This is a genomic window from Streptomyces longisporoflavus, from assembly GCF_014649775.1.
Taxonomy (GTDB): domain Bacteria; phylum Actinomycetota; class Actinomycetes; order Streptomycetales; family Streptomycetaceae; genus Streptomyces; species Streptomyces longisporoflavus.
The window spans coordinates 46,297-66,404 of the sequence record NZ_BMTR01000028.1; the positions used below are offsets into that span (position 1 = coordinate 46,297).

A 20,108-nucleotide genomic window follows, 5' to 3' on the forward strand; every position below is an offset into this window, starting at 1 on the left:
CGAGACGCCGCATCATCAAGGCTCCGAGCGGATTTCTGTGGGCCAGACGGTGAGTTGATCTCGGGTGTGCGTGAGGGTCCGGCCCGGAAGGAACTGTCGGAGTGCCGCGATCTCGGCGTCCTCGAAGTAGCCGGTCGCTGTGATCACACCGGTGAGGTGGAGCGTGATCCTCACAGTCCCCGGCGGCCAGATCAGGATTACTGCTCCGTCGCGGGTCACCTGACGGGCCGGCGCTGTGGCGCGTACGCGTTGCAGGTCGCCGTCGTCGAAGGCGCCCTCTAATCGGATGAGACCGGCGCGGTGGGTGAGTTTGCGCGTACGGGCGGGCCAACGTCCCTCTCGGGCGAGTTGCCGGGCGTCATCTGTGTCGAGCGAACGGTTGCGAATGGGAATGTCACTGCATTGTCTGGACATGCGTCACCCCGGATCGTCGGCGGTGTAGTTTGATTGGCGGCTGATTGGCTGCATCTTTGGCGCAGACCGAAAGCGTATGTGTTCACTTCAGCAAATTCAAGTGATCGGATGGGGCGCCGGGCGTCGAGCGCAGGGTTCGGCGGAGTCGTATCGAAAGTGGTGACACGCGCTGAGAGGGCAGTGGGTGTGGGGGAGTTGGGGGAGAGGATGAGTGGGAGCACACCGTTCGCGGGACGGTATGTGCTGGTCGATGAGCTCGGACGGGGCGCGTTCGGGCTGGTCCACCGCGCCTGGGACATCCGTGAGCAGCGGTACGTCGCGGCCAAGATGCTGCAGCAGTCCCGGGCGCATAATCTGCTCCGGTTCGTCCGCGAGGGCGCCACGCGCATCGAGCACCCCCATGTCGTGGCACCGTCCGGCTGGGCCGCAGCTGACGACAGAGTTCTGATCGCCATGGACCTCGTGGGCGGCGGCACGCTGGCGAGTCTGCTCGGTGACTACGGCCCGCTGCCGCCTCGCTATGTGCTCACGCTCGTCGACCAGGTGCTCGCCGGGCTCGAAGCCGTCCACGCGCAGCGGATCGTGCACCGGGACATCAAGCCGGGCAACCTCCTGTTGGAGGCCACCGGCTGGAAGGAACCGCGGGTACGCATCGGTGACTTCGGCCTCGCGCACCAGGGCGGCGACATCCGCATCACCCATGCCCACCAGGTCATCGGCACGCCGGGCTATATCGCCCCCGAACAGTACGACGGTGCCGAGCCGGGTCCGCCGTTCGACCTCTTCGCCGTGGGCGTGGTCGCCCTCCAGCTGCTCCAGGGAGAACACCTGGACGCTGCCGCCCTTGTGCAGGCCTTCGAAGACGACGGCACGCCCCCTGCCGCCCCCGAGCAGGTTCCCGACCCGTGGTGGCAGGTGCTCGCCCTGCTGCTGCAACCAGATCCGCGGCTGCGGATCCCCAGCGCGGCCCGCGCCCGCGAGGCCCTCGCCGCGATCGCACCGCTGCTGCCTGAGCATGACAGTGACAGCGCGATCGAGGTATTCGATCAACTCCCGCCCCTGCCCGACGGCTTCGGCCCCGCCGGCCCGGTCATCACCGAGCCCGCGCCGCCCCGCGCCCCGACGCCGCAGCCGACCGCCCCCACCATGCAACTACGCCGGCACGCCCTCGTGCCGATCGCCTCGCGGCCGGAGCCCGTCCCCACCCCGCCACACCCGCCGGCCTCCGCCGCCACTCCAAAGCCCCCGCCCCCCACACCGGACGCGGGCGAAGCGCCGCGCCCTGCCGGCGTGCCATCCGGGACGGGCCTGCTCACCGTGCTCGGCCTGCTCCTGATCGGTCTGGGCATCTGGGCCTGGGTTTTCGCCTGAACCGGGCCTACGGAGCGAGCAGGCCGCCCGTGGGTCGGCGGCACCGCGAGGCGCCGGGGACTCGTGCTGGTCGCGACCGTGCCGGAGCAGCCGGGGCTTCCCCGGTCGTGGCACCGACCCTGGCCTCGCTGATCACGGTCTCACCGGCTCGGACGGACCGGACGTACCTCTCCCCGAGCCCGTCCGGCCCGGGATCAGGGCGGCCGAAGGTGGCGCCGACGCCCTGCTGAGGGGCCCTGCTCGGCAAGGATACGAACAGGTTCGCAGCTCCGCGGGCGCAGGTCGCTACGCCGCCCGGCGCCGCGCACGCAGCACACGGCCGGCAGAGACGACAAGGACCAGCACACCAGCAGTGAACGAGCCGATCGCCAGCACCTTCATTCCGCCCCCACCGGCAGTCTCGGTTGCCGCGGGGCGCTTACTCCTCTGCGCGGGAGGCTGGGCACCCGGGACCTGGAAGACGCCCGGGTCACCGGCGTACACGGGCCGATTGCGGGCCGAGCCCTCCACGCCGAGGCGTACCGTCAGCCGCAGCGGCGTCCTGCCCCACGCGGGCGCGAGCTCGGGGGAGGCGGTCACCTGCACGAAGTACCAGCCGGGAAACCGCATCGCCGCCGCTTTGAGCTCTGGGGCGGTCCTGTTCTCGTACGCCACGGCAGGCAGCGCGTCCAGCTCGGCGGTGGCCGGCTCGCCGTGGTAGCTCGCCGAGGTGCCTGCCACCTTCATCCGTGCCGGGTTGTACACCGTGACCGACAATCCGTTCGCGACGTACGGCCCCTTCTTCCGCCCGGCGAGCTCGGCGGCAACCGTCAGTCGCTGCCCCCAGTCGACCGGAACCCTGTAGAACCGCGACTGCCCCGGGGCGATCTCATCGGTCGCGGCGCTGCCCCACACCCGTGCAGCCACCGCGAATCCCGCCCCGCCCTCCACCGCGACCGGGGTGCCGTCCGGCGCGGAGGGACGGGGGCTGCGCGCAGCCGGGGCGCCGGCTCGCGACTTCTTCAGCGGGGGCTCGGCGTCGACACGCAGATCAAGCCCCCACGGGGCAGCCCCGGCGCGCTGGCGGTAGCGGGAGACGGCCACGTAATAGGTGCCGGCCTGCTGGCACTTGGCCTCCGCCGCGTCTCCGGCCGGGGCGATCATGCGGCTCGCGGAGGCGGCGAGCGGCTGCGCGACCCCGATCGCGAACCCCGCACCCTGACGGTCACAGCGGTGGCCGTCGGCGTCGAGGAGGGTGACCCGCAGCGAGTTCGTCGCCGTGTGCTCGGTGCTCGGGCCGGGGATGCCCACCACGGACACGTACGTGTGCGACTTCGCGTCGAGGGCGACGCGGTAATAGACTGGTTCGCTGCCCCGGAGCGTGCCGCGATACGGCGTTCCTTTGGCCAGTTCAGGGGCGCTGAGCATGCTGGAACTGCCGCGGACGGTGTGCGCGTCGGGATCGTAGCCATAGGAGTCCGGCTCCGGGGCCGCGTGCGCCGAGGGAACCAGCAACGCGCAGACAAGGACCACGAGGCCCGCGGACATGCGTAACCAGGCTCTTTTCCGTGTCCCCAACCGAGTCCCTCCCGACTACCGTGCGGGCAGTGTGCCCCTGCTCCTCCGCGCCCTCAACTCGACCACAGCCGCAGCTTGTTCACGCGATCAGTATCCTGCCGTCTGCGGTGCTCGACTGTCCGGCCGGGGGGCGGCGAACACCCGGGTCCTGCGCAGTCATGTACGCACGTCTGGCTGTTGGGGAAAGCCGTCGCACAACTCCGGTCCTTCGCAGCCGATGCGCGACGCGAATCGGAAGCGGCTCTCTCAGGGCTGCTGGGTACTCACCTCGACTTGCTCTTCCTGCACGGTCATGGTGCCGAGCGCCGCAGCGCCCACGCCGAAGAGGACTGCGACGGCCGTCGCCGCGCCGACGACCGCAAGCCGCAAGCGCGATCGGCGTCGCTGCACGGGCGGGTCTGCGGCAGGTGGAGCGGGCGTGAGGGGCGTGACCGGCGTGACCCGCGTGATGAGGGTGACAGGCGTGACGGGTGGGGCAGATGGCTGTGCGCTCATCGCGAGCTCCCGGCGAGCAGCCACCCACCGCCGGGTGTCGTCGGCGTCGAGCCCGCATGCGACGACGAAGGCGACGAGGACGGTCTCACGGGGCAGGCGCTCCCGGCGCAGCATGGTCGCGGCCGTCGAATACGGCAGCACCTCGCCCGCCGCGGCAGCCGCGCGCTCCAGCTCCCGGTAGCTGAGGCCCGACCAGGCCTTCAGGCGGCGCAACTCCGCCATGAATGCGGGCGTTGCGGCGGTGCGTGGCGGCACGGGCGGTGGCGTCATGCGGGTCCCTCCGGTTGCAGTGGTGGTCGCTGACCTGCGTATAGGCAGACTCGCACAAGCTCGAACAGCTCATCCGTTGAACGAGCTCACGAGCGGGGCTCAGTTTTGGTCTCACATCTGTCGTCGTCTTCTTGGAGGCATACGTGGGCCGCCCCGGTTCCCTCGCGCTGATACTCGCCCTCGCACTCGTCGGGTGCTCAGATGCTCATACCGTGGCCGGACCAAGGTCCGGGGGAGGGAAGGCGGGAGAGGCCCCGGTCAGCCGGGACCCGGCGGATCCGGACATCGACCGCTACCTCGACCGCGTACTGCCGCAGGGGTCGGGCATCACCGTGGCCGCCGCCCGAGGGGGCAAGCTCAAGCACTGTGCGGGCCGCGGATACGCCGACCGCGCGGCGAAGACCCCCGCGACCTGCGACACCGTGTACGACGTCATGTCGATCACGAAGCAGTTCACCGCCGCCGCGATCCTGAAGCTGGAGATGAGCGGCAAGCTCCGGGTGAGCGATCGGATCGGCGAGCACCTGGGCGCCGTACCCGAGGACAAACGGGCCATCACGCTGCACCAGCTCCTTACGCACACGGCGGGCCTGCCCGAATCGCTCGGCGACGACTACGACCCGCTGTCGCGACGGCAGTTGCTGACCGGAGTACTGAAGGCCCCGCTGCGGTCGGCTCCCGGCAAGGAGTTCCGCTATTCGAATGCCGGCTACAGCCTGCTCGCCGCGATCGTCGAAAAGGCCTCGGGCCTGAGCTACGAACGCTACTTGGCCCAGAGCTTGTTCCGGCCCGCCGGGATGACCCGCACCGGCTATGTGCTGCCCGCGTGGAAGCGCGAGCAGGTCGCCGTCGAGTATGACCGGCACGGGCGCGCCCAGGGACGGCCGATGGACCATCCGTGGGCGCCCGACGGCCCATCCTGGAATCTGCGCGGCAACGGCGGGATGCTCTCCACGACCCGGGACATGTTCCGCTGGCATCGCGCCCTCACCGGCGACAGCGTCCTGTCCGAGACCGCGAAAAAGAAACTCTTCGCCCCGCAGGTACGCGTGCCGCAGCTGGACGGGGCCTATGGCTACGGCTGGGTCGTCGTTGACTCCGATGACGACCGGGTCGCCTGGCACGACGGGGGCAACGACTGGTCGCTGGCGACGGTCGCGGAGTTCCGGCGCGAGGGGATCTTCGTGTTCTGGGTGAGCAACCAGGCCTACCAGAAGGGCAAGTGGAACCTCGAGGACGACCAGATGAAGCTGACGCATGGCATCGCTGAACGGCTGCGACGCGGCGCCTGACGACACGGTCTGTTGGAGTGGCCGTCGGTGTGGGCCGTCGGTGCGGGCCGGGTGGAACCAGGCCCGCACCGCGCCTGCGGGGCCGGCCGCCTTGACACCAGTCTCACTCCAGAAGAGGCCGAAGCGCGAGCGAGACCGTCGCATCGCCTGCGCCCGGCCTCTCGGAGGGCCTTTCGGCGCATGGCGGCCGGGGCAGAGCGAAGAGCGTGGCCGCTTGTCCTGTGCGAGCGGTGCCGGGCAGACAGGCGTCCGGGAGAGGCCACCAGCCACCACAGTGCCCAGCACGGGCACGGGCGCATCGACTTCCCGTCCCCTAAGGGAAGTTGACCTTCCCAGATGTCGTGGCCATGCTGTACCCGCGAAAAAAGGGCCGGGCAGCAGCCCGGCCCGGACCGTCACGTGTGGGGCACGAAGGTGCCGGCCCCGCATCCGGGACGCCCGCTCGCCGCACCGGAGGACTCGCTTGCCCATCCACACGCCCGGATTCCCGCCAGGCACCCTCGCCGATGACGGTCTGCCGATCTGGATTCACGAGGTGGCCGCGACCGAGCAGCACCACGCCCTGCACGTCGTACGTGGTATCGGGCCCCAAGAGACGTTGGAGGCCCTGGGCATCGACCCCCGCAACATCCGCACCTGCATACTGCCCGCCGCCGGGGCCGACCGGTACACCTCCCTGCCTGCCGCGTTCCTAGAAGCCGAGCACGGTCACACCGACACCCTGCTGGCAGGGGCGAACGGGCCCTGGACCTTTGTGTACGACGACTCCGCCGCCGTCGACGAGGAACAGCTGACGGAGCTGTCCTCCGGGAGTCGCGCCGCAGCCTCCACCTCGGTTTCCATCAACGCCGACGTCAGCCTGTCCTACGCCGTCGACGGGGCGATGATCCACCACGTGGACCTCGACGACCTGGTCCTCGAACGCGATCTGCCGCACATGCCCGACGAGCTGCGCACGGCATTCCGGGCAGCAGGGACCGTCAAGCACGACTACCTCTCCGCGGGCAAGGCCGACCACGCGATCTGCATGCGGGCCGTCTGCGCTCTCGCCGGCCTGATCTGGACCGTCCAGGACCTGCGCAGCACACCGCTGTGGGCGGCGGCGTGCGAGTGACCCGGCGGCACCGAGGCCCCGGAGGGCAAACGGATCTGCGTAAGCGAGGGCGGTGACGTCGCATGACGACCGTCCGAGACCGCCGCTTCGAAGACATGGTGTCCACCACACCATGCCACGCACTGCCCGCGCCGATGGTCGGGGCTGCGCACCACGAAGGCCGCGCGGAAAAGCTGTTGTTCAGGCTCGGCCGAGCGCGATACGGTCACCGCACTCTAAAGATCACGCTCTCTGGAAACATCGCCGCAGAACGGGAGCACGCCCGCGCACAGCAGCGCGGAGCCACGGAGGGGCGGCGCCTGATTTTGTCTGCCCTCCGGAGGTTTTTCCATGAAGATCGGTCTCGGTCTCCCCATCGACGATCCTGCCCTGCTGCTGACCTGGGCCCAGCGTTGCGACGTCGGCCCCTTCAGTACGCTCGGCCTGCTCGACCGGCTTGTCTTCGACAACCCAGAGCCACTCATCACCCTTGCCGCACTCGCCGGCGCCACCTCCCGCATCCGCCTTCAGACCGAAGTGCTGATCGCGCCCGTGCACAACACGGCGGTGCTCGCCAAGCAGACGGCGACCCTCGACCGCATGTCCGGTGGCCGGTTCACGTTCGGCATCGGCATCGGCGGACGCGAAGACGACTGCCTGGCCGCGGGCATCGACATCCGGCGCCGGGGGCGCCGACTCGACGAGCAAATGCCTCTGCTGCGCCGGACCTGGCGCGGTGAACCGTATGTCGAAGGCGTCGGGCCGATCGGTCCCGCGCCCTCGACACCCGGCGGCCCGGAGGTGCTGTTCGGCGGCTTCGCCCCGGCAGCGATCGAGCGTGTCGGACGCTTCGGCGACGGCTTCCTCGGCGCGGCGCTGCCCCCGCAGTTCATGGCCGGCCTGTTCCGCGACGTGGAGACGGTCTGGAAGAAGTACGACCGCCCCGGTCGGCCGCGTCTGGTCGCCCAGGTCAACGCCGCACTCGGCCCAGAGCACACCGTCGAGCAAGCCCGGCGCAATATCCGTGACTACTACGCGTTCAGCGGCCGCGCCGATCACATGGCCGATGGTCTGCTCACCGCGCCGGAGACGATCCGTAAGACGGTCGATGACTTCATCGACATCGGTGCCGATGAAGTCATGCTCTACTGCTGGTCCCCGGCCATCGACCAGATCGACCGTCTCGCCGACACCCTCTTCTAGCAACTGACCGTCACCAACCGGGCTGCGGTGAGGGTGACGGGACCCCGTCGAAACCGGTGGGCCGGCTGCCACGGCTTCCACGCCGTTGGCGGTTGGCCCGATGGTCCTACGTCAGCGCGCCGTCCAGCCAGCAGTTGAAGAACCTCCGACCAGCGGTTGAAGCTCGGCCGCACCCAACGCGGTGCCCGATACCCGCTCGTCGAGCAGGAGTTGCGGCATGTCTCAACCCGGGCCGGCAACGCATCGCGCCCCGGCATGTCCGCGCGACCGTGGCACGGACGCGCACTACCGCCACGGTTTACCGGCTGAACCCTCGGGTGGAGAGGCCCTTCAACCCACCGGTTGACGCGCTGACCGGCTCACGTCCGTACCTTCTGTTGGCGTCAGGCAGCACGAGCACGAGCACGAGAACCAGTACGAGCACCAGCCCGAGCCCGGCAACAGATGGAGAACCGGCATGTCCTTCACCACACGCGCCGCCGTCGTCACCGCAGCAGCCGCACTCACCGGGGCGGCCTTCCTGCCCCAGGCCGGTGCCGCCGACACGACGTCTGCCGTACCGACCAGCAAGGTCATCGAAACCCGTGACGGCAGCCCCAAGGCCATCAGCTGCGAGAAGGGCGACGTCTGCTTCTACAACAGCAGCTGGCAGCGTTGCAGTTGGCCGGTGGCCGACATCAACTGGTCCACGGGCGTCCTGCAGTGTTCCTGGGCCAAGACACGCAATGTGTACTACGTGTGGAACAACGGCACATCCAACGCGTCAGGCGTCGCTTACTACCTCAACGTCAATCACAAGAACCGGGTCGGCTGCACTCGCCAGCAGAAGAGCGGCTACCTGCAGAACACGTACAAGGTCGCCTCACACCAATGGGTCAGCGGCAGCTGCGGCTGATCTGCGCCTCGAGGTCGAGAACGACCTCGAGGCGTGCGCGGGAGACGGCTCTGGTCGCCCTGGAGGTCGCCACTTTGCTGCTCGCCCGCCGCGGCCTGTGGACCGATGCCGGTGGGGTTAGTTGAGGTTGCCTTCCATGGCGCTGTAGAGCTCGGTGGCTTCGCAGAAGGCAAGGCCGAGGTGTTCGGCGACGCCCATTGCTTCGTTGATTTTCTGTGCGTCGATCGCGTCGCATTTCAACTCGTGGCGATGGGCGGCCAGGTAGGCGCGGGCGGCGGGAACGGAGGGGGCGGGGGTCAGCCCGCCGATCGCGTAGTTGCTCACGATGGTGGCGGGCGGCGTCGGCCATTGCAGGTGGGGGAACTCCTGGCGCAGCAGGCCGGTCAGGGCGGTCGGCGCGGTGAACCCCGTCGTGTCCAGGCCGGCTTCCGTGCACAGGCGGGTGGGCCAGGTGTATCCGCGGGACATCCATCCGGGTAGCAGGGCTGCGGCGAATTCCACGGCGCAGTAGGGGACCTCGCGTGTCAGCAGCAGGGCCGCGTCGAATTCCCGGCCGTCTTGGCGGCGGACGTGTCGCTCGCCGTTGCGCAGCGCGATCGCTGCCCCGCGCAACATGCGCAGCGGGGTGGTGAGGCTGTCGGCGAGTGCGTCATCGCCGGGCAACTGCCCGGTCGTGTCGGGTTCGATCCGTCGGGCCAGGGCGGGGTCGAGCCGGTTGGCCATCTCGGCTGCGATGGCATCCACGCCGTCGGCGGGTGCCGCGAGGTAGCGCTGCAGATCCCGGGTGATCTGCTCGGGGCCGTCGCCGGTGATGAAGAACGGCCGTCCCCAGACGTACAGGTGGGCTTCGAAGGGGACCTGGTCGTGATCGTGTGCGTAGTCCTGCACGCCCAGGGCCCAGGCTTTGGCGCGGAAGCGGACCTTGCGTATCTCGACGGCCCGGGCGACCAGATCGTCGATGTCGTCGTCCTGGCCCCGTCCGGCCAGGAACGGGAGCAGCCGACGCTCGATGAGGGGCAGGTCGAGCGGGTGGAAGCTTGTATCGAATCCCATGGGCGGAACCCTAATGTGTGGGGGGTCTTTGAAGTTGTATGTCCGTGCGAGGAGTTCAGCTGGTCGGCGCTGGGGAGCCACCGCCGTGCACAGCTGTAGTGTCTGCGACCGGCCGCTCACACAGCAGGAACTCCACCAGGTGTGGATCTCGATCCGCGTGACCACCGACGTGCTGCCCCTACTGGTCAACGCCTGCTCGCCCGAGTGTGTGGATGCCCTGCCCGACGGCGACGAGGACTACATCGCTACACCACACAAGGGCGGCAACGTCCATCAACCGCAGCCTGACTGGGACTGACCGTCCTGAACCGATGCCGGCCGCTGGTCTATGAGCGACGCCAGTTGAGCAGTACTGCGTCGACCGCGGTGTGCAGAGTCGTTGCCGCCACCCCGTCGCGCAGCTGCGTGGAGAGGCCGAGGAGGAAGCTGTGGATCATGGCGGTCACGCCGTCGATGTCGGCATCGGCATCGAGTTCGCCCGCGGCGATGCCCCGCTCCACGCATGCCCGGATGCGTACCCGGTCCGCTTCACGCCGTGCCGTGACGGCCGCGCGTACGCCCGCGTGCTCCTCTCCCGGCGCCCGCATCGTGCCGGAGAGGGCGATGAGGCAGCCGACGGGGTGGGACGAGTCGGCCTGCATGTCGATCGAGCCGTGCAGCAGGGCGGCCACCGCCTCGCGCGGGCTGACCGTCTGGTCCTCGATGACGCCGGTGGCACCACCGGGGCCCTTCATGTAGTGCTCGACGGCCTGCTTGAACAACCCTTCCTTCGAGCCGAAGGCGCCGTACAGGCTCGCGGAGGACAGCCCGGTGGCGGCTCGCAGTTGTGCCAGTGAGGTCGCTTCGTAACCCTGCTCCCAGAAGAGCAGCATCGCGGCTTCCAGTACGCACTCCATGTCGAAGGCGCGGGGACGGCCGGCCGGCGGCATATGGACCTCCTGCATCAGCGTCATGGACGACGGTTTCGGCACGGGGGGCGTTTCTCCGTGCCCCGCTTCCCTCCCATATTGGACCAACCACTCCACAAAACGCCAAGCGTCGAGGCGCTCGAACGCGGGGGTGCGCAGTGACCCCGGTCACTTATGGATCATCCAATCCGTAATCGCTTGACCCTCGCACCGGGCCGGGCAAGTATTTCGGTATGAACGATCCAGAATTCGATAAGGGCAGCAGCACGGCCCGCTCCCCGCTGAGCCGCGCGATGGTGCTGCTGCTGGCGGTGACATGCGGCGCGGCGGTCGCGAACATCTACTACGCGCAACCACTGTTGCCCGTCGTCTCCGAGGCGCTGGGGGTCTCCGAGGGGGCCGGCGGTCTGATCGTCACCGCCTCGCAGATCGGCTACGCGCTTTCTCTCGGACTGCTGGTGCCGCTCGGCGACGTACTGGAGCGGCGTCGGTTGGTGAGCGGGCTGCTCGCCCTGAGCGCTGTCGCTCTCCTCGGTGCGGCGGCCTCGCCCTCGCTGGGTGTGCTGTACGCCGCGGTCGCGCTGGTCGGAGTGACCTCCGCCGTGGCACAGATCGTGGTGCCGATGGCAGCCTCGCTGGCCGCCGACCATGAACGCGGCGCGGTGGTGGGCACGGTCATGAGCGGCCTGCTCATCGGCATCATGCTCGCGCGGACGATTGCCGGGGCGCTGGCCGAATTCGGTGACTGGCGGCTGGTGTTCGTCTTCGCCGCATGCGTCATGGTGCTGCTCGCGATCACTTTGCGGCTTGTGCTGCCTCTCGTGCCGCCGACGGCGAAGACGCCCTACCCCCGGCTGCTGAGCTCGGTGGTGACGCTGGTGCGCACCGAGTCGCTGCTGCGCAGGCGCATGGCTCTGGCCGCGGTCGGCATGGGCGCCTTCACGGTCCTGTGGACCGCCTCGTCGTTCCTGCTGGCCGGCCCCGCCTACGGGTACGGTCCGGCGGTCATCGGCCTGTTCGGTCTGGTCGGGGTCGTCGGGGCCGCCGCCGCGTCGGTGGCGGGCCGCCTCGCGGACCGGGGGCACGCCCGCCGGGTGACCACCGGCGGGCTGATCGTGCTGACGGGCAGTTGGGGCGTACTCGTCTTCGCCGGTCAAGGCGGTCCGCTCGGCCTCGGCGCGCTGATGATCGGCATCGTGGCGCTCAACCTGGGACAGCAGGCACTGCTGATCAGCCATCAGAGCGTCCTGTACCGCCGCATCCCGCACGCCCGCAGCCGGGTCACGACCGCCCTCATGGTCTCCGCCTTCGCAGGCAGCACCGTCTCCTCCGCCCTGACGGCCGCGCTTTATCCGCGCGTGGGCTGGACAGGAGTCTCCGTGCTCGGAGCCGGGATCGCGCTGATCGGCCTCGCGGTCTGGTCCCTGGAACTGCTCCGCCCGAGCCCCGCGGAACCGCTCGCCGACCCCTCAGCGGACGAGAACCTCCACGCCGACGCCCACCCGGCCCGCACCTCTCCCGCAGGCCCGGACCGCACCCACGTACACACACCGGAGACCGCTGATGCCTGAGATCCGCCGAGTGGCGATCCTGGACGACTACCAGCACACGGCACACCGGCACGCCGACTGGGATTCCCTGCCCGAAGGCACCCGTCTCGCCTATTTCTCCGAGCACTTGGGCAGCGCGGAGGAGGTGATCGCCGCACTGGAGCCGTTCGACGTGGTCGTAGCCATGCGCGAGCGCACCCCGTTCCCCGCCGAGGTGCTCGACCAACTGCCGAACCTGCGCCTGCTGGTGACCACAGGGCCGGCCAACGCAGCCATCGACACGGCCGCGGCCGCACAGCTGGGCATCGTGGTGTCCGGCACCCGCGCCGCGGGACTGACCTCCACGGCCGAACTGACCTGGGGACTCCTGCACGCCCTGAGCCGCTCACTGCCCGCCGAGGACCACAACCTGCGCGAAGGCGCCTGGCAGACAACCGTGGGGCGCGACCTGCACGGTGCCCGCCTGGGCGTGATCGGTCTCGGCAGCGTGGGAAGTCAGGTGGCCCGCGTAGGAGTCGCCTTCGGCATGGACGTCGTCGCCTGGAGCAGCCATCTCGACACCGGGCATGCCGAAGCACTGGGCGTCACTCCTGTCAGCAAACGAGAACTGCTGACCACCTCGGACGTGGTGACGCTCCACGTCCGGCTCTCCCCGCGTACCACCGGCCTCATCGGTCCCGACGAACTCGCCCTCATGCGGCCGGACGCGCTGCTGATCAACACCTCCCGGGCACCCGTCGTCGACGAGCGGGCGCTGCTGGCCGCGCTGCACGCCGGAACGCTGGGCGGGGCCGCCCTGGACGTGCACCTCACCGAGCCGCTGCCCATCGATTCGCCGTGGTGCGACGCTCCGCGCACCGTCCTCACCCCACACCTGGGCTACGTCACCGCCGGTGCCTACGAAACCTTCTACCGCGACGCACTCGCCGACATCCTCGCCTACGCCGCCGACAAACCGATCCGCGTACTCACCCCATGAGCGGACCACGCCCCACCACTGCCACACACGAACGAGGAAAGAAACCCATCATGACCACCAGCGAGCAGCCCACCATCACCCGCCCGCAGCACGAGCCCGCCGACGACTCGGGGAGTCGCCTGCCGCGTCTGTGGACGCGGACCCTGGGAGACCTCACCCTCACCTACGTCCCCGACGCCGGCGTCCACATGATCCCCACCCGGGTCTACCCCGCCTCCGCCGACAAGGACTGGACAGCCCACGGTCCCCATATGACGGACGCGGGCCACCTGGCCATGGGGTGCGGCGCGCTGCTCGTCGAGCGCGGAGGGAAGCCACTGCTCCTGGACGCCGGTCATGGCCGTATCTCGGGCCAGGACCCGGAACACTTCCAGCACGGCTTCGACCACGTACAGACCCTCCCCGATCACCTGGAACGTCTGGGCGTCGACCCGGCCACGCTGGAGACAGTCGCCTTCACCCACCTGCACGACGACCACACGGGATGGGCCCGGCCGGATGCCGTCGACGACCCGCGCGGCCTGTTCCCCCACGCGCGCTGGGTCGTCGGACAGGGCGAACTACAGGGCCTGGACCCCGCCTCCGGCCCCCGGCTCGCCGGACAGGAGACACGGACCACAGCCGTCGCCGACGGAACGGAGATCGCCGAGGGAGTACGTGCCTGGGCGCTGCCCGGGCACACCACCGGGCACACGGCCTACATCCTCGAGACCGGCGACGGCCGCCGGATCGTGGCCTTCGGCGATGCCATGCACTCACCCGTCCAGGTTCAGCACCCCGACTGGGAGGTCGTCCTCGATCACGACCGCGCCCGGGCCGAGGAATCACGCCGCCGACTGGTGGAATTCCTGGCCCGGGACGGCGTCTTCGGCTTCGGCGTGCACTTCGCGGACCAGCAACTCGGCACCGTCGACGACACCGGCCGCTGGCGCCCTTGGGACGACAAGACGGATAACCGGTAGGTCCCCGCAGTTCTCGCCGCGATACGGCAGCGCGCCCGTGTACGCCCCAGCCGGGGACGGAGCGGAACCGTGCGCGGCAGGCCGGGAGGTGCCGGGTCGGCACGCCAGGCGAGGTAGCGTCCGTAGATCTCCTGGCTGTCGGGCGCACGGTCGGTCGACGATGTCCCAACTCCTCCGGCACAGGCTCCTGATGGGGCTTCTGCTTCTGCGTCTGCCCCGTCCGCGATGATGGGTGGCGAATAGGGGGGGCGGGATGACGCAACTGTTGCGCAGGGACCTTCGGGGGAGACAGGGCACCGCACCGTCGTCGGTATCGATGGCTGTGCTGTGGGTGGAGGGTTTCGGCCTGATTCTGTCTTTGCCGCTTTTCGGAGTGATACCGGATGCGACGTCGGTCTTCGTGCTTCCTGCGGTCGCCGTGGCGCTGTTCTTCGTCGTCGCGTTGGTATCTGCCGTCTTTGTGCTGCCTTCTGTCGCCCTCGGTCATTGGTTGGCAGGGTGGAGGGGCAGCGGGAGGCGCGGCTGGTGGGTGGCGGGCGCGGCCCTGTTGGTGTTGGTGCTCGTCGGGGGCCTGTCGCTGTTGGTCGTGGCCTCCTGTGAAGGGGGGTCTGTGTTCAGTTCGTGGCGGAACAGCCTGGACTGGTTGCTGTACGCATCAGTCTTCTACTGCATCTCCGTACCGGCAGTGCTGGCCGCGCACAAAGTGGTTGTGCGTACGGACGAGGGTTACCGGGTTTGGCCGGCCCGGCAGGTCCTGGGATACGGGTCTATCGCGTTGCTGGTGGAGTCGCTGGGGGTCCTGTGGGGGTTGATCGTGCTCGGCTGAACTCGCTGGCTGTCGTGCTCTGGCTGTCGCGCCGGAGTGCCGGCCAGCGGTGTGACCCGGTGGGGGAGCCGATCGGCGCTGCACGATCCGTCCCGGGGAAGACCTGGGGACACCCTGTCCGGCGCGGAGGACTGGAAAAGCCGCGAGAAGGCGGTGGCCAAGGAGCGGACAGGGGGCTCGGCGACGATGGTCGTCGAGCCCCCTGTCGGCCTCAGTGGAAGACCCGCTCCACGAACGCGTCGAGGTTGCCGCGCAGACGCTCGATCTGCTGCTCGACAGTGAGGGACTCCTCCATGCGCCCGCCCGGTGCCGCCTTCTTTTTGCCCCGTGCGTACAACGAGCAGTCCAGGTCGGCGCAGATGTAGAGGCCCACCGAGTTGCCTTCGCGGCCGGCCGGCCCTGCCTTGGGGGCGGTCATGAGCAAGACGCCGCTGCCGGGATGCGTGGTCAGGCACAGGGAGCACAGGCTGCGGCGCAGGAAGCCGCGGTTGCCGGAGGCGGAGCGCAGGGACAGACCGACGAGTTCATCGGCGCGTTCGACGACGAGATACCTGCGATCGGGCGCGGACAGATCGAACCAGCCCAGGAAGTCCAGGTCGTCCCAGCGGTCGAGGTCCGCCAGGTTCTTGGGCAGGGGCAGGCGTTTGGCCTCGCCCTTCGAGCAGTTGACGAACGAGGTACGAATGTCGTGCTCGGTCAGGGGTTTCATGGAGGATCCCTTCGTGGGGTGGGGTGGTGTGGGCGTGGTGGGTCACGACTCCGGGCTTGCTAGGCCGGTGCGTCGGTTCCGGCGTGCTTCGGCGTCTTGTGCCGTACGGTGAGGCCCGCTACCAGGGCGGCCAGCAGCAGCACGCCCGCCGAGCACCAATAAGCGACGGAGAAGCCGTGCACCATGCCTTCGTCGAGGGTCGCGCGGCCGTGGGCCGGATCGGGCAAGTGCGAGTGGACGTAACGGTTGGTGGCGCCGGTGGCGATGGTGTTGAGCAGGACGGTGCCCAGCGAAGCGCCCATCTGCTGGACGGTGTTGAGGACAGCCGAGGCCACGCCGGCGTCCTGTGCGGGCACGCCGGCGGTGGCCGTCGCGTAGACCGGCATGAAGGTCAGGCCCATGCCCAGGCCGAGCAGCAGCAGGGCGGGCAGCACATGCGGGACGTACTGCGCATGCACGGTCAGGCCGCTGAGCAGCACCATGCCGGTGGCGGCCAGCACCATGCCGGACGACATCAAGGTGCGCGGCGACGTGCGTGGCAGCAGGCGGGCCGCGATCTGGGTCGCGCCGATGACGATCCCGGCCGAAATCGGCACGAAGGCCAGGCCTGTTCGCACCGGCGGGTAGCCGAGGACGACCTGGAGGTAGTACGTCAGGAACAGGAAGACGCCGAACATGCCGATGGTGGCCAAGCCCATCGTCGCGAGCGATCCGGCCCGCACACGGTCCTTGACGATGCGCAGCGGCAGCAGCGGGCTCGCCGCGCGGCTCTGCCACCACACGAATGCGGCGAGCAGGATCACGCCGGCCGCGAGCAGCGTGAGCACCGACGGGCTGCTCCAGCCGCGGGGTTCGGCCTCGCCGAAGCCGTACACGAGGGCGACGAGCCCGCCGCAGCCAAGGAGCGCGCCCGGCACGTCCAGGCGACCGCCCCGGCGGCCGGAGCGGTCGCGCAGGAAGGCCGGTGCGCCGAGCAGGGCGGCCAGCGCGATGGGCACGTTGACGTACAGGGACCAGCGCCAGTTCAGGTACTCGGTCAGCAGACCGCCCACGATCAGCCCGACCGCGCTGCCGCCTCCGGCCAGCGCACCGTAGACCCCGAACGCCCTGGCCCGCTCCTTGGGGTCGGTGAATGTCGTCGTCAGCAGTGACAGGGCCGAGGGCGCCAGGACCGCCGCGAACGCGCCTTGCAGGGCCCGCGCCGTGAACAGCATCCCGGGGCCGGCCGCCGCGCCGCCCAGCGCGGAGGCGGCGGCGAACCCGGCCAGGCCGATGACGAAGGTGCGCTTGCGGCCCGCCAGATCGGCGATCCGGCCGCCGAGCAGCAGCAGCCCGCCGAAGGCCAGCGTGTAGGCGGTGATCACCCACTGCCGGTCGGCGTCCGACATGCCGAGGGAGCGCTGGGCGGAGGGCAGCGCGATGTTCACGATGGTGCCGTCAAGGATCACCATCAGCTGGGCGAGGGCGATGACGGCCAGCGCCCACCAGCGCTTCGGATCTGGTGCTGGTGCCGGTGGCGGCACCGGAGGCGCGGCGGGAGCCTCGTGGCCCGGGGAACGGTCGTTGGCGGCCGTGGAAGGGGAGGACGGGAGGGATTCCCCTCCGGGACGTTTCTTGCTCATGGCGATCACGCACGTTTCGTGTCGAAGTGCTGTCGAGACAGCCGGCCGGGGACGGTCGCAGTGGTGACGACGGGCCGGTGTACACAGCACGGGGACACGGCATGGCGGTGGGGCAGCGGTAACCGCGGACAGCACCCGGGGCCTGCCTCACCAGCCGCGTGTCACTCACGCCGGCGCTTTTGCTGGTCGTGAGGCGGAGAGTGCCGAGATCACGGTGACCAGCAAAAGAAGGGCCCGTCTTCGGGCACGCGCCCCCGCGGTCCGCGCGGCGACGAGCCGCGCAGGCCAGAACATCTCGTGACGCGGCATCTCAGCAAGATGCAAGATGCCGAAGACAAGAAACAAGAAGGGGGGAAGAGTTACCGCGCGCCGCAGAGGAGGGAGGGCACACGGCCGGAGGCAACTATGGCCGCAACGCATTTGGCACGATCCATGTCTCTCGCCTCCTTCCGGGCAGGGCACGCGCTACGTGTCGGCGCCGAGCACGCCGAGCGGGGCGGCAGAGAACCTGCCGCGCGAAATCCCGGACAGGGTATCCCATCGGCTGCGTGGACGGGCAGGGGTGCTGGGCCTGGTCGAGCCAGGCCAGGGCGTGCGTGCGCAGAGGTGCTGCGGTGACCGCGTAGGAGAGTGAGTCCTCTCGCGCTGACATGCAGTGGTCAGGGCGGGTGGCTTCGCCGGCGAGGAGCAGCAGTGTTCAGCGGGTGTTCCGGGGAGCGATAAGCGATCTCGATGCGGGAGATGTTGGTGCCGGGCGAGCGCGGCTGTGGCTGCAGGGCCGCGCGATGCCGACTGCGCCAAGTCCGCTACCGCGGCCGCGCGTTTTGATGCCGGCTGCCCACCTGCTCCAAGGCGGCCTCGTAGGCGTGCAGGGCGGTGATGACGGTGGCGCGCGCCGCGGGGTCGAGACCACGCATGACGCCTTCCCAGGCGGAGGCGCTGCCGGAAAGCCACTCGCTGATCGGTGCGGAGTAGGCGGGGGCGATGGCGATGATACGGCGGCGGCGGTCGGCGGGATCGGCAGTGCGCTGCAGGACCCCTGGCCCTGACAGCTCACTGACCATGAGGCTGACAGTCGTCGGGGCCACCTCCAGTCGGGCGGCCAGTTCGTTGACGCTGGTGGGGCCGTCGTACTCAAGGTGCGCCAGCAGCGCGAGGTGTCGTGGTGCCAGGTCCATGCCCTGGAGCGCCGGAGGGACGGGCAGGCGCTTGGCTCGGCCGACGAGCCGCGGCATGAGCAACAGCAGGGTGCGGACGGCCTCGTCGACGGCTGGTCCGTCCGATTCCGTGGACATCGGCAACCTCTTCCAACTACCTTTGATTACAAAGGCTTTGAGTCTAAAGGGAACGAGGACCACTATGCCGCATCTCACCGTCCACCTTCCAGAGAACAGACTGACCGGCAGGGAACTCATGCTCGTCGCCGCACTGACCGAAGCCATCGCCGACGTTTACGGCGAATGGGCCCGCGACCTCGTAAGCGTCCGCCTGGCCGGCGTCCCCGCAGGCCGTTTCGCGCAGGGCGGCAAGGCCGTGGACACAAACGCCTCGGTGACCTTGGGTGTCCGCGCCGGCCTCTTCGACCGCCCCGACGCCGCCCAGATCACCGCGCGCCTGGGCACCGCGCTCACCGACGCGGTCACGCGCGTCATCGGCGATGACGTCCGCGCCGGCACCACGGTCGAACTCGTGGCATCACCGCCGGAACGCACCTTTGTCGGCGGTGCCCTCGCCGTGTGACCGTTGCTTTGAGCCTCTGCGGCTCGCGGCCTTCCGGGCTTTTCGGCCCGGAAGGTCCGTCACGTCACCAGAGCATGAGGACTTTGGTGCGCCACCCGCCTGCCTGCCCCGCCCCGCATCCGTCTTGCGGCGGGTGCGGGTGGCGCGGGTCTTACGGTCGCCTCCACCTGGGATTGGCCGCCCTGGAGCTGGCGTTGGTGTGCAGCGGCCCGCACGCCCCCGGCATCGACATCAACCCGGCCACCGGACAACGCGAAACTCAGGACCAATGCATGAAGTTGTCGTGGCACGCGGCCTCGAACACCCACGTCCGGGAGCTGATGGCGCGCGGCGGGGCTTACGGCTTGTGGGTCACCCAGAGCAGTTCCGCCGGCCAGCGGTGTGCCCAGTCGTGCGGTTCGGTTTCGTTGTAGCCGTTGGGCGTTGTGGGTTCGGGCCGTGGTTCGATGAGGTCGTCGATGACCAGGCCCGCGCCGCGCAGGACCCTGACCCAGTCGCCGTAGGTGAGCTGATAGCTCCTCGCGCCGCCGTCGTTTTCGGCGATGGTGTCCAGCCCGAAGTAGTCCTGCTGTAGCGTCGTGGTCACGCGGCTGCCGTCTTCGTCATAGCAGGCTTCGAACCATGGGCTGGCGACGTTGAACACCAGGCGCCCGCCCGGGCGCAGGACGCGTGCGGCCTGCGGGACGGCCAGGTGCGCAGGCGCCCAGCTGAGCCCGCCGAAGTCGCAGAACACCAGGTCGAAGCTGTCGGCGGCGAAGGGCAGCTGTTCGGCGGCGCCTTGCACCAGCGGGTAGCGCGCCGCTCCCATCGCACGGGCAGCTGCGGCGAGTTGGGCTTCGGACAGGTCGAGCCCGACCACGGACGCGCCCTCGGCGGCGAGCGCCCTGGACCACTGTCCGGCGCCGCAGCCGAGTTCCAGGACGCGCTTGCCGGTGACGTCGCCCAGGGCGTGCAGGTGCACGTCGGGGATGGAGTACATGCCCCACAGCCTGGGTGCGGCGCCGATCTGCGGGTCGTGCTCATGCTGGTAGGCGCTGCTGATCTGGTTCCAGAGCCGCCGGTTGGCGGGGATGCTGTCCACGTGCCGACTCCAGCACTGCCTGCCGGGGGCGGTCAACACGATTGATCAGGACGCTGGCCGGCCCTTGCCTCGGTCCGGCCCTGGTCAG

General features: G+C 69.5%; 20 protein-coding genes. 11 read left to right on the top strand and 9 right to left on the bottom strand.

Annotated features, from left to right (window positions below; translation table 11 throughout):
- Window positions 1-15: 15 nt before the first annotated feature.
- A complete protein-coding gene (locus IE226_RS36450; protein ID WP_190085780.1) occupies window positions 16-414 on the bottom strand; it encodes a hypothetical protein in 399 nt (132 codons plus the stop codon).
- A 207-nt stretch (window positions 415-621) separates the two neighbouring features.
- Between IE226_RS36450 and IE226_RS36455 the strand changes: the two genes are divergently transcribed.
- Complete coding sequence (locus IE226_RS36455; RefSeq protein ID WP_190085781.1) at window positions 622-1,785, top strand: serine/threonine-protein kinase; 1,164 nt, start codon at window positions 622-624, stop codon at window positions 1,783-1,785.
- A 285-nt stretch (window positions 1,786-2,070) separates the two neighbouring features.
- Here IE226_RS36455 and IE226_RS36460 read toward each other — a convergent pair whose 3' ends face one another.
- Together IE226_RS36460 and IE226_RS44385 are read right to left on the bottom strand one after the other, a co-directional pair.
- Entirely contained in the window at window positions 2,071-3,312 is a 1,242-nt protein-coding gene (locus IE226_RS36460; protein ID WP_190085782.1) for a hypothetical protein, read from the bottom strand.
- Window positions 3,313-3,588: 276 nt separating this feature from the next.
- Entirely contained in the window at window positions 3,589-4,107 is a 519-nt protein-coding gene (locus IE226_RS44385) for a hypothetical protein (RefSeq protein ID WP_229871761.1), read from the bottom strand.
- A 212-nt stretch (window positions 4,108-4,319) separates the two neighbouring features.
- On the opposite strand from IE226_RS44385, the gene IE226_RS36470 reads away from it, so the two are divergent.
- The 4 genes from IE226_RS36470 to IE226_RS36485 all read left to right on the top strand — a co-directional run bounded on the left by IE226_RS36470 (window position 4,320) and on the right by IE226_RS36485 (window position 8,590).
- Entirely contained in the window at window positions 4,320-5,399 is a 1,080-nt protein-coding gene (locus IE226_RS36470) for a serine hydrolase domain-containing protein (RefSeq protein ID WP_229871762.1), read from the top strand.
- Window positions 5,400-5,862: 463 nt separating this feature from the next.
- Window positions 5,863-6,513, top strand: a complete 651-nt coding sequence (locus IE226_RS36475) for a DUF6461 domain-containing protein (protein WP_229871763.1) — start codon at window positions 5,863-5,865, stop codon at window positions 6,511-6,513.
- A gap of 330 nt (window positions 6,514-6,843) precedes the next feature.
- The gene (locus IE226_RS36480; RefSeq protein WP_190085784.1) at window positions 6,844-7,695 is read left to right on the top strand and encodes an LLM class flavin-dependent oxidoreductase; all 852 of its coding nucleotides are present in this window, start codon (window positions 6,844-6,846) and stop codon (window positions 7,693-7,695) included.
- Between the two features lie 457 nt (window positions 7,696-8,152).
- Window positions 8,153-8,590 (top strand): hypothetical protein, encoded by a 438-nt coding sequence (locus IE226_RS36485; RefSeq protein ID WP_190085785.1) that lies wholly within the window; start codon window positions 8,153-8,155, stop codon window positions 8,588-8,590.
- A gap of 117 nt (window positions 8,591-8,707) precedes the next feature.
- Here IE226_RS36485 and IE226_RS36490 read toward each other — a convergent pair whose 3' ends face one another.
- Window positions 8,708-9,643 carry a hypothetical protein gene (locus tag IE226_RS36490; RefSeq protein WP_190085786.1) on the bottom strand — a complete coding sequence of 312 codons (936 nt, stop codon included), beginning with the start codon at window positions 9,641-9,643 and terminating at the stop codon, window positions 8,708-8,710.
- Between the two features lie 85 nt (window positions 9,644-9,728).
- Between IE226_RS36490 and IE226_RS36495 the strand changes: the two genes are divergently transcribed.
- Window positions 9,729-9,941 (top strand): hypothetical protein, encoded by a 213-nt coding sequence (locus IE226_RS36495; protein WP_190085787.1) that lies wholly within the window; start codon window positions 9,729-9,731, stop codon window positions 9,939-9,941.
- A 28-nt stretch (window positions 9,942-9,969) separates the two neighbouring features.
- On the opposite strand, the gene IE226_RS36500 is transcribed toward IE226_RS36495, so the two are convergent.
- A complete protein-coding gene (locus IE226_RS36500; RefSeq protein ID WP_229871764.1) occupies window positions 9,970-10,596 on the bottom strand; it encodes a TetR/AcrR family transcriptional regulator in 627 nt (208 codons plus the stop codon).
- Between the two features lie 188 nt (window positions 10,597-10,784).
- Here IE226_RS36500 and IE226_RS36505 point away from each other — a divergent pair, with 188 nt between their 5' ends.
- The 4 genes from IE226_RS36505 to IE226_RS36520 all read left to right on the top strand — a co-directional run bounded on the left by IE226_RS36505 (window position 10,785) and on the right by IE226_RS36520 (window position 14,868).
- A complete protein-coding gene (locus IE226_RS36505) occupies window positions 10,785-12,122 on the top strand; it encodes an MFS transporter (RefSeq protein ID WP_190085788.1) in 1,338 nt (445 codons plus the stop codon).
- Window positions 12,115-13,080 carry a D-2-hydroxyacid dehydrogenase family protein gene (locus tag IE226_RS36510; RefSeq protein ID WP_190085789.1) on the top strand — a complete coding sequence of 322 codons (966 nt, stop codon included), beginning with the start codon at window positions 12,115-12,117 and terminating at the stop codon, window positions 13,078-13,080. Before IE226_RS36505 ends, IE226_RS36510 begins: the two co-directional genes overlap by 8 nt.
- Before the next feature lie 50 nt (window positions 13,081-13,130).
- On the top strand, window positions 13,131-14,042 hold the full coding sequence (locus IE226_RS36515; protein WP_190085790.1) for an MBL fold metallo-hydrolase: 912 nt from the start codon (window positions 13,131-13,133) through the stop codon (window positions 14,040-14,042).
- A gap of 253 nt (window positions 14,043-14,295) precedes the next feature.
- Window positions 14,296-14,868, top strand: a complete 573-nt coding sequence (locus IE226_RS36520; protein ID WP_190085791.1) for a hypothetical protein — start codon at window positions 14,296-14,298, stop codon at window positions 14,866-14,868.
- A gap of 211 nt (window positions 14,869-15,079) precedes the next feature.
- On the opposite strand, the gene IE226_RS36525 is transcribed toward IE226_RS36520, so the two are convergent.
- From IE226_RS36525 to IE226_RS36535, 3 genes are all read right to left on the bottom strand, one after another.
- The gene (locus IE226_RS36525; RefSeq protein WP_190085792.1) at window positions 15,080-15,577 is read right to left on the bottom strand and encodes an FBP domain-containing protein; all 498 of its coding nucleotides are present in this window, start codon (window positions 15,575-15,577) and stop codon (window positions 15,080-15,082) included.
- A 59-nt stretch (window positions 15,578-15,636) separates the two neighbouring features.
- Complete coding sequence (locus IE226_RS36530; RefSeq protein ID WP_190085793.1) at window positions 15,637-17,199, bottom strand: MFS transporter; 1,563 nt, start codon at window positions 17,197-17,199, stop codon at window positions 15,637-15,639.
- An 806-nt stretch (window positions 17,200-18,005) separates the two neighbouring features.
- Complete coding sequence (locus tag IE226_RS36535; RefSeq protein ID WP_190085794.1) at window positions 18,006-18,494, bottom strand: MarR family winged helix-turn-helix transcriptional regulator; 489 nt, start codon at window positions 18,492-18,494, stop codon at window positions 18,006-18,008.
- A gap of 64 nt (window positions 18,495-18,558) precedes the next feature.
- Between IE226_RS36535 and IE226_RS36540 the strand changes: the two genes are divergently transcribed.
- Window positions 18,559-18,939, top strand: coding sequence for a tautomerase family protein (locus IE226_RS36540; RefSeq protein ID WP_190085795.1), 381 nt, complete (start codon window positions 18,559-18,561; stop codon window positions 18,937-18,939).
- A 337-nt stretch (window positions 18,940-19,276) separates the two neighbouring features.
- Here the strand turns inward: IE226_RS36540 and IE226_RS36545 are convergent, their stop codons facing one another.
- Complete coding sequence (locus IE226_RS36545; protein ID WP_190085796.1) at window positions 19,277-20,020, bottom strand: class I SAM-dependent methyltransferase; 744 nt, start codon at window positions 20,018-20,020, stop codon at window positions 19,277-19,279.
- Window positions 20,021-20,108: the final 88 nt, after the last annotated feature.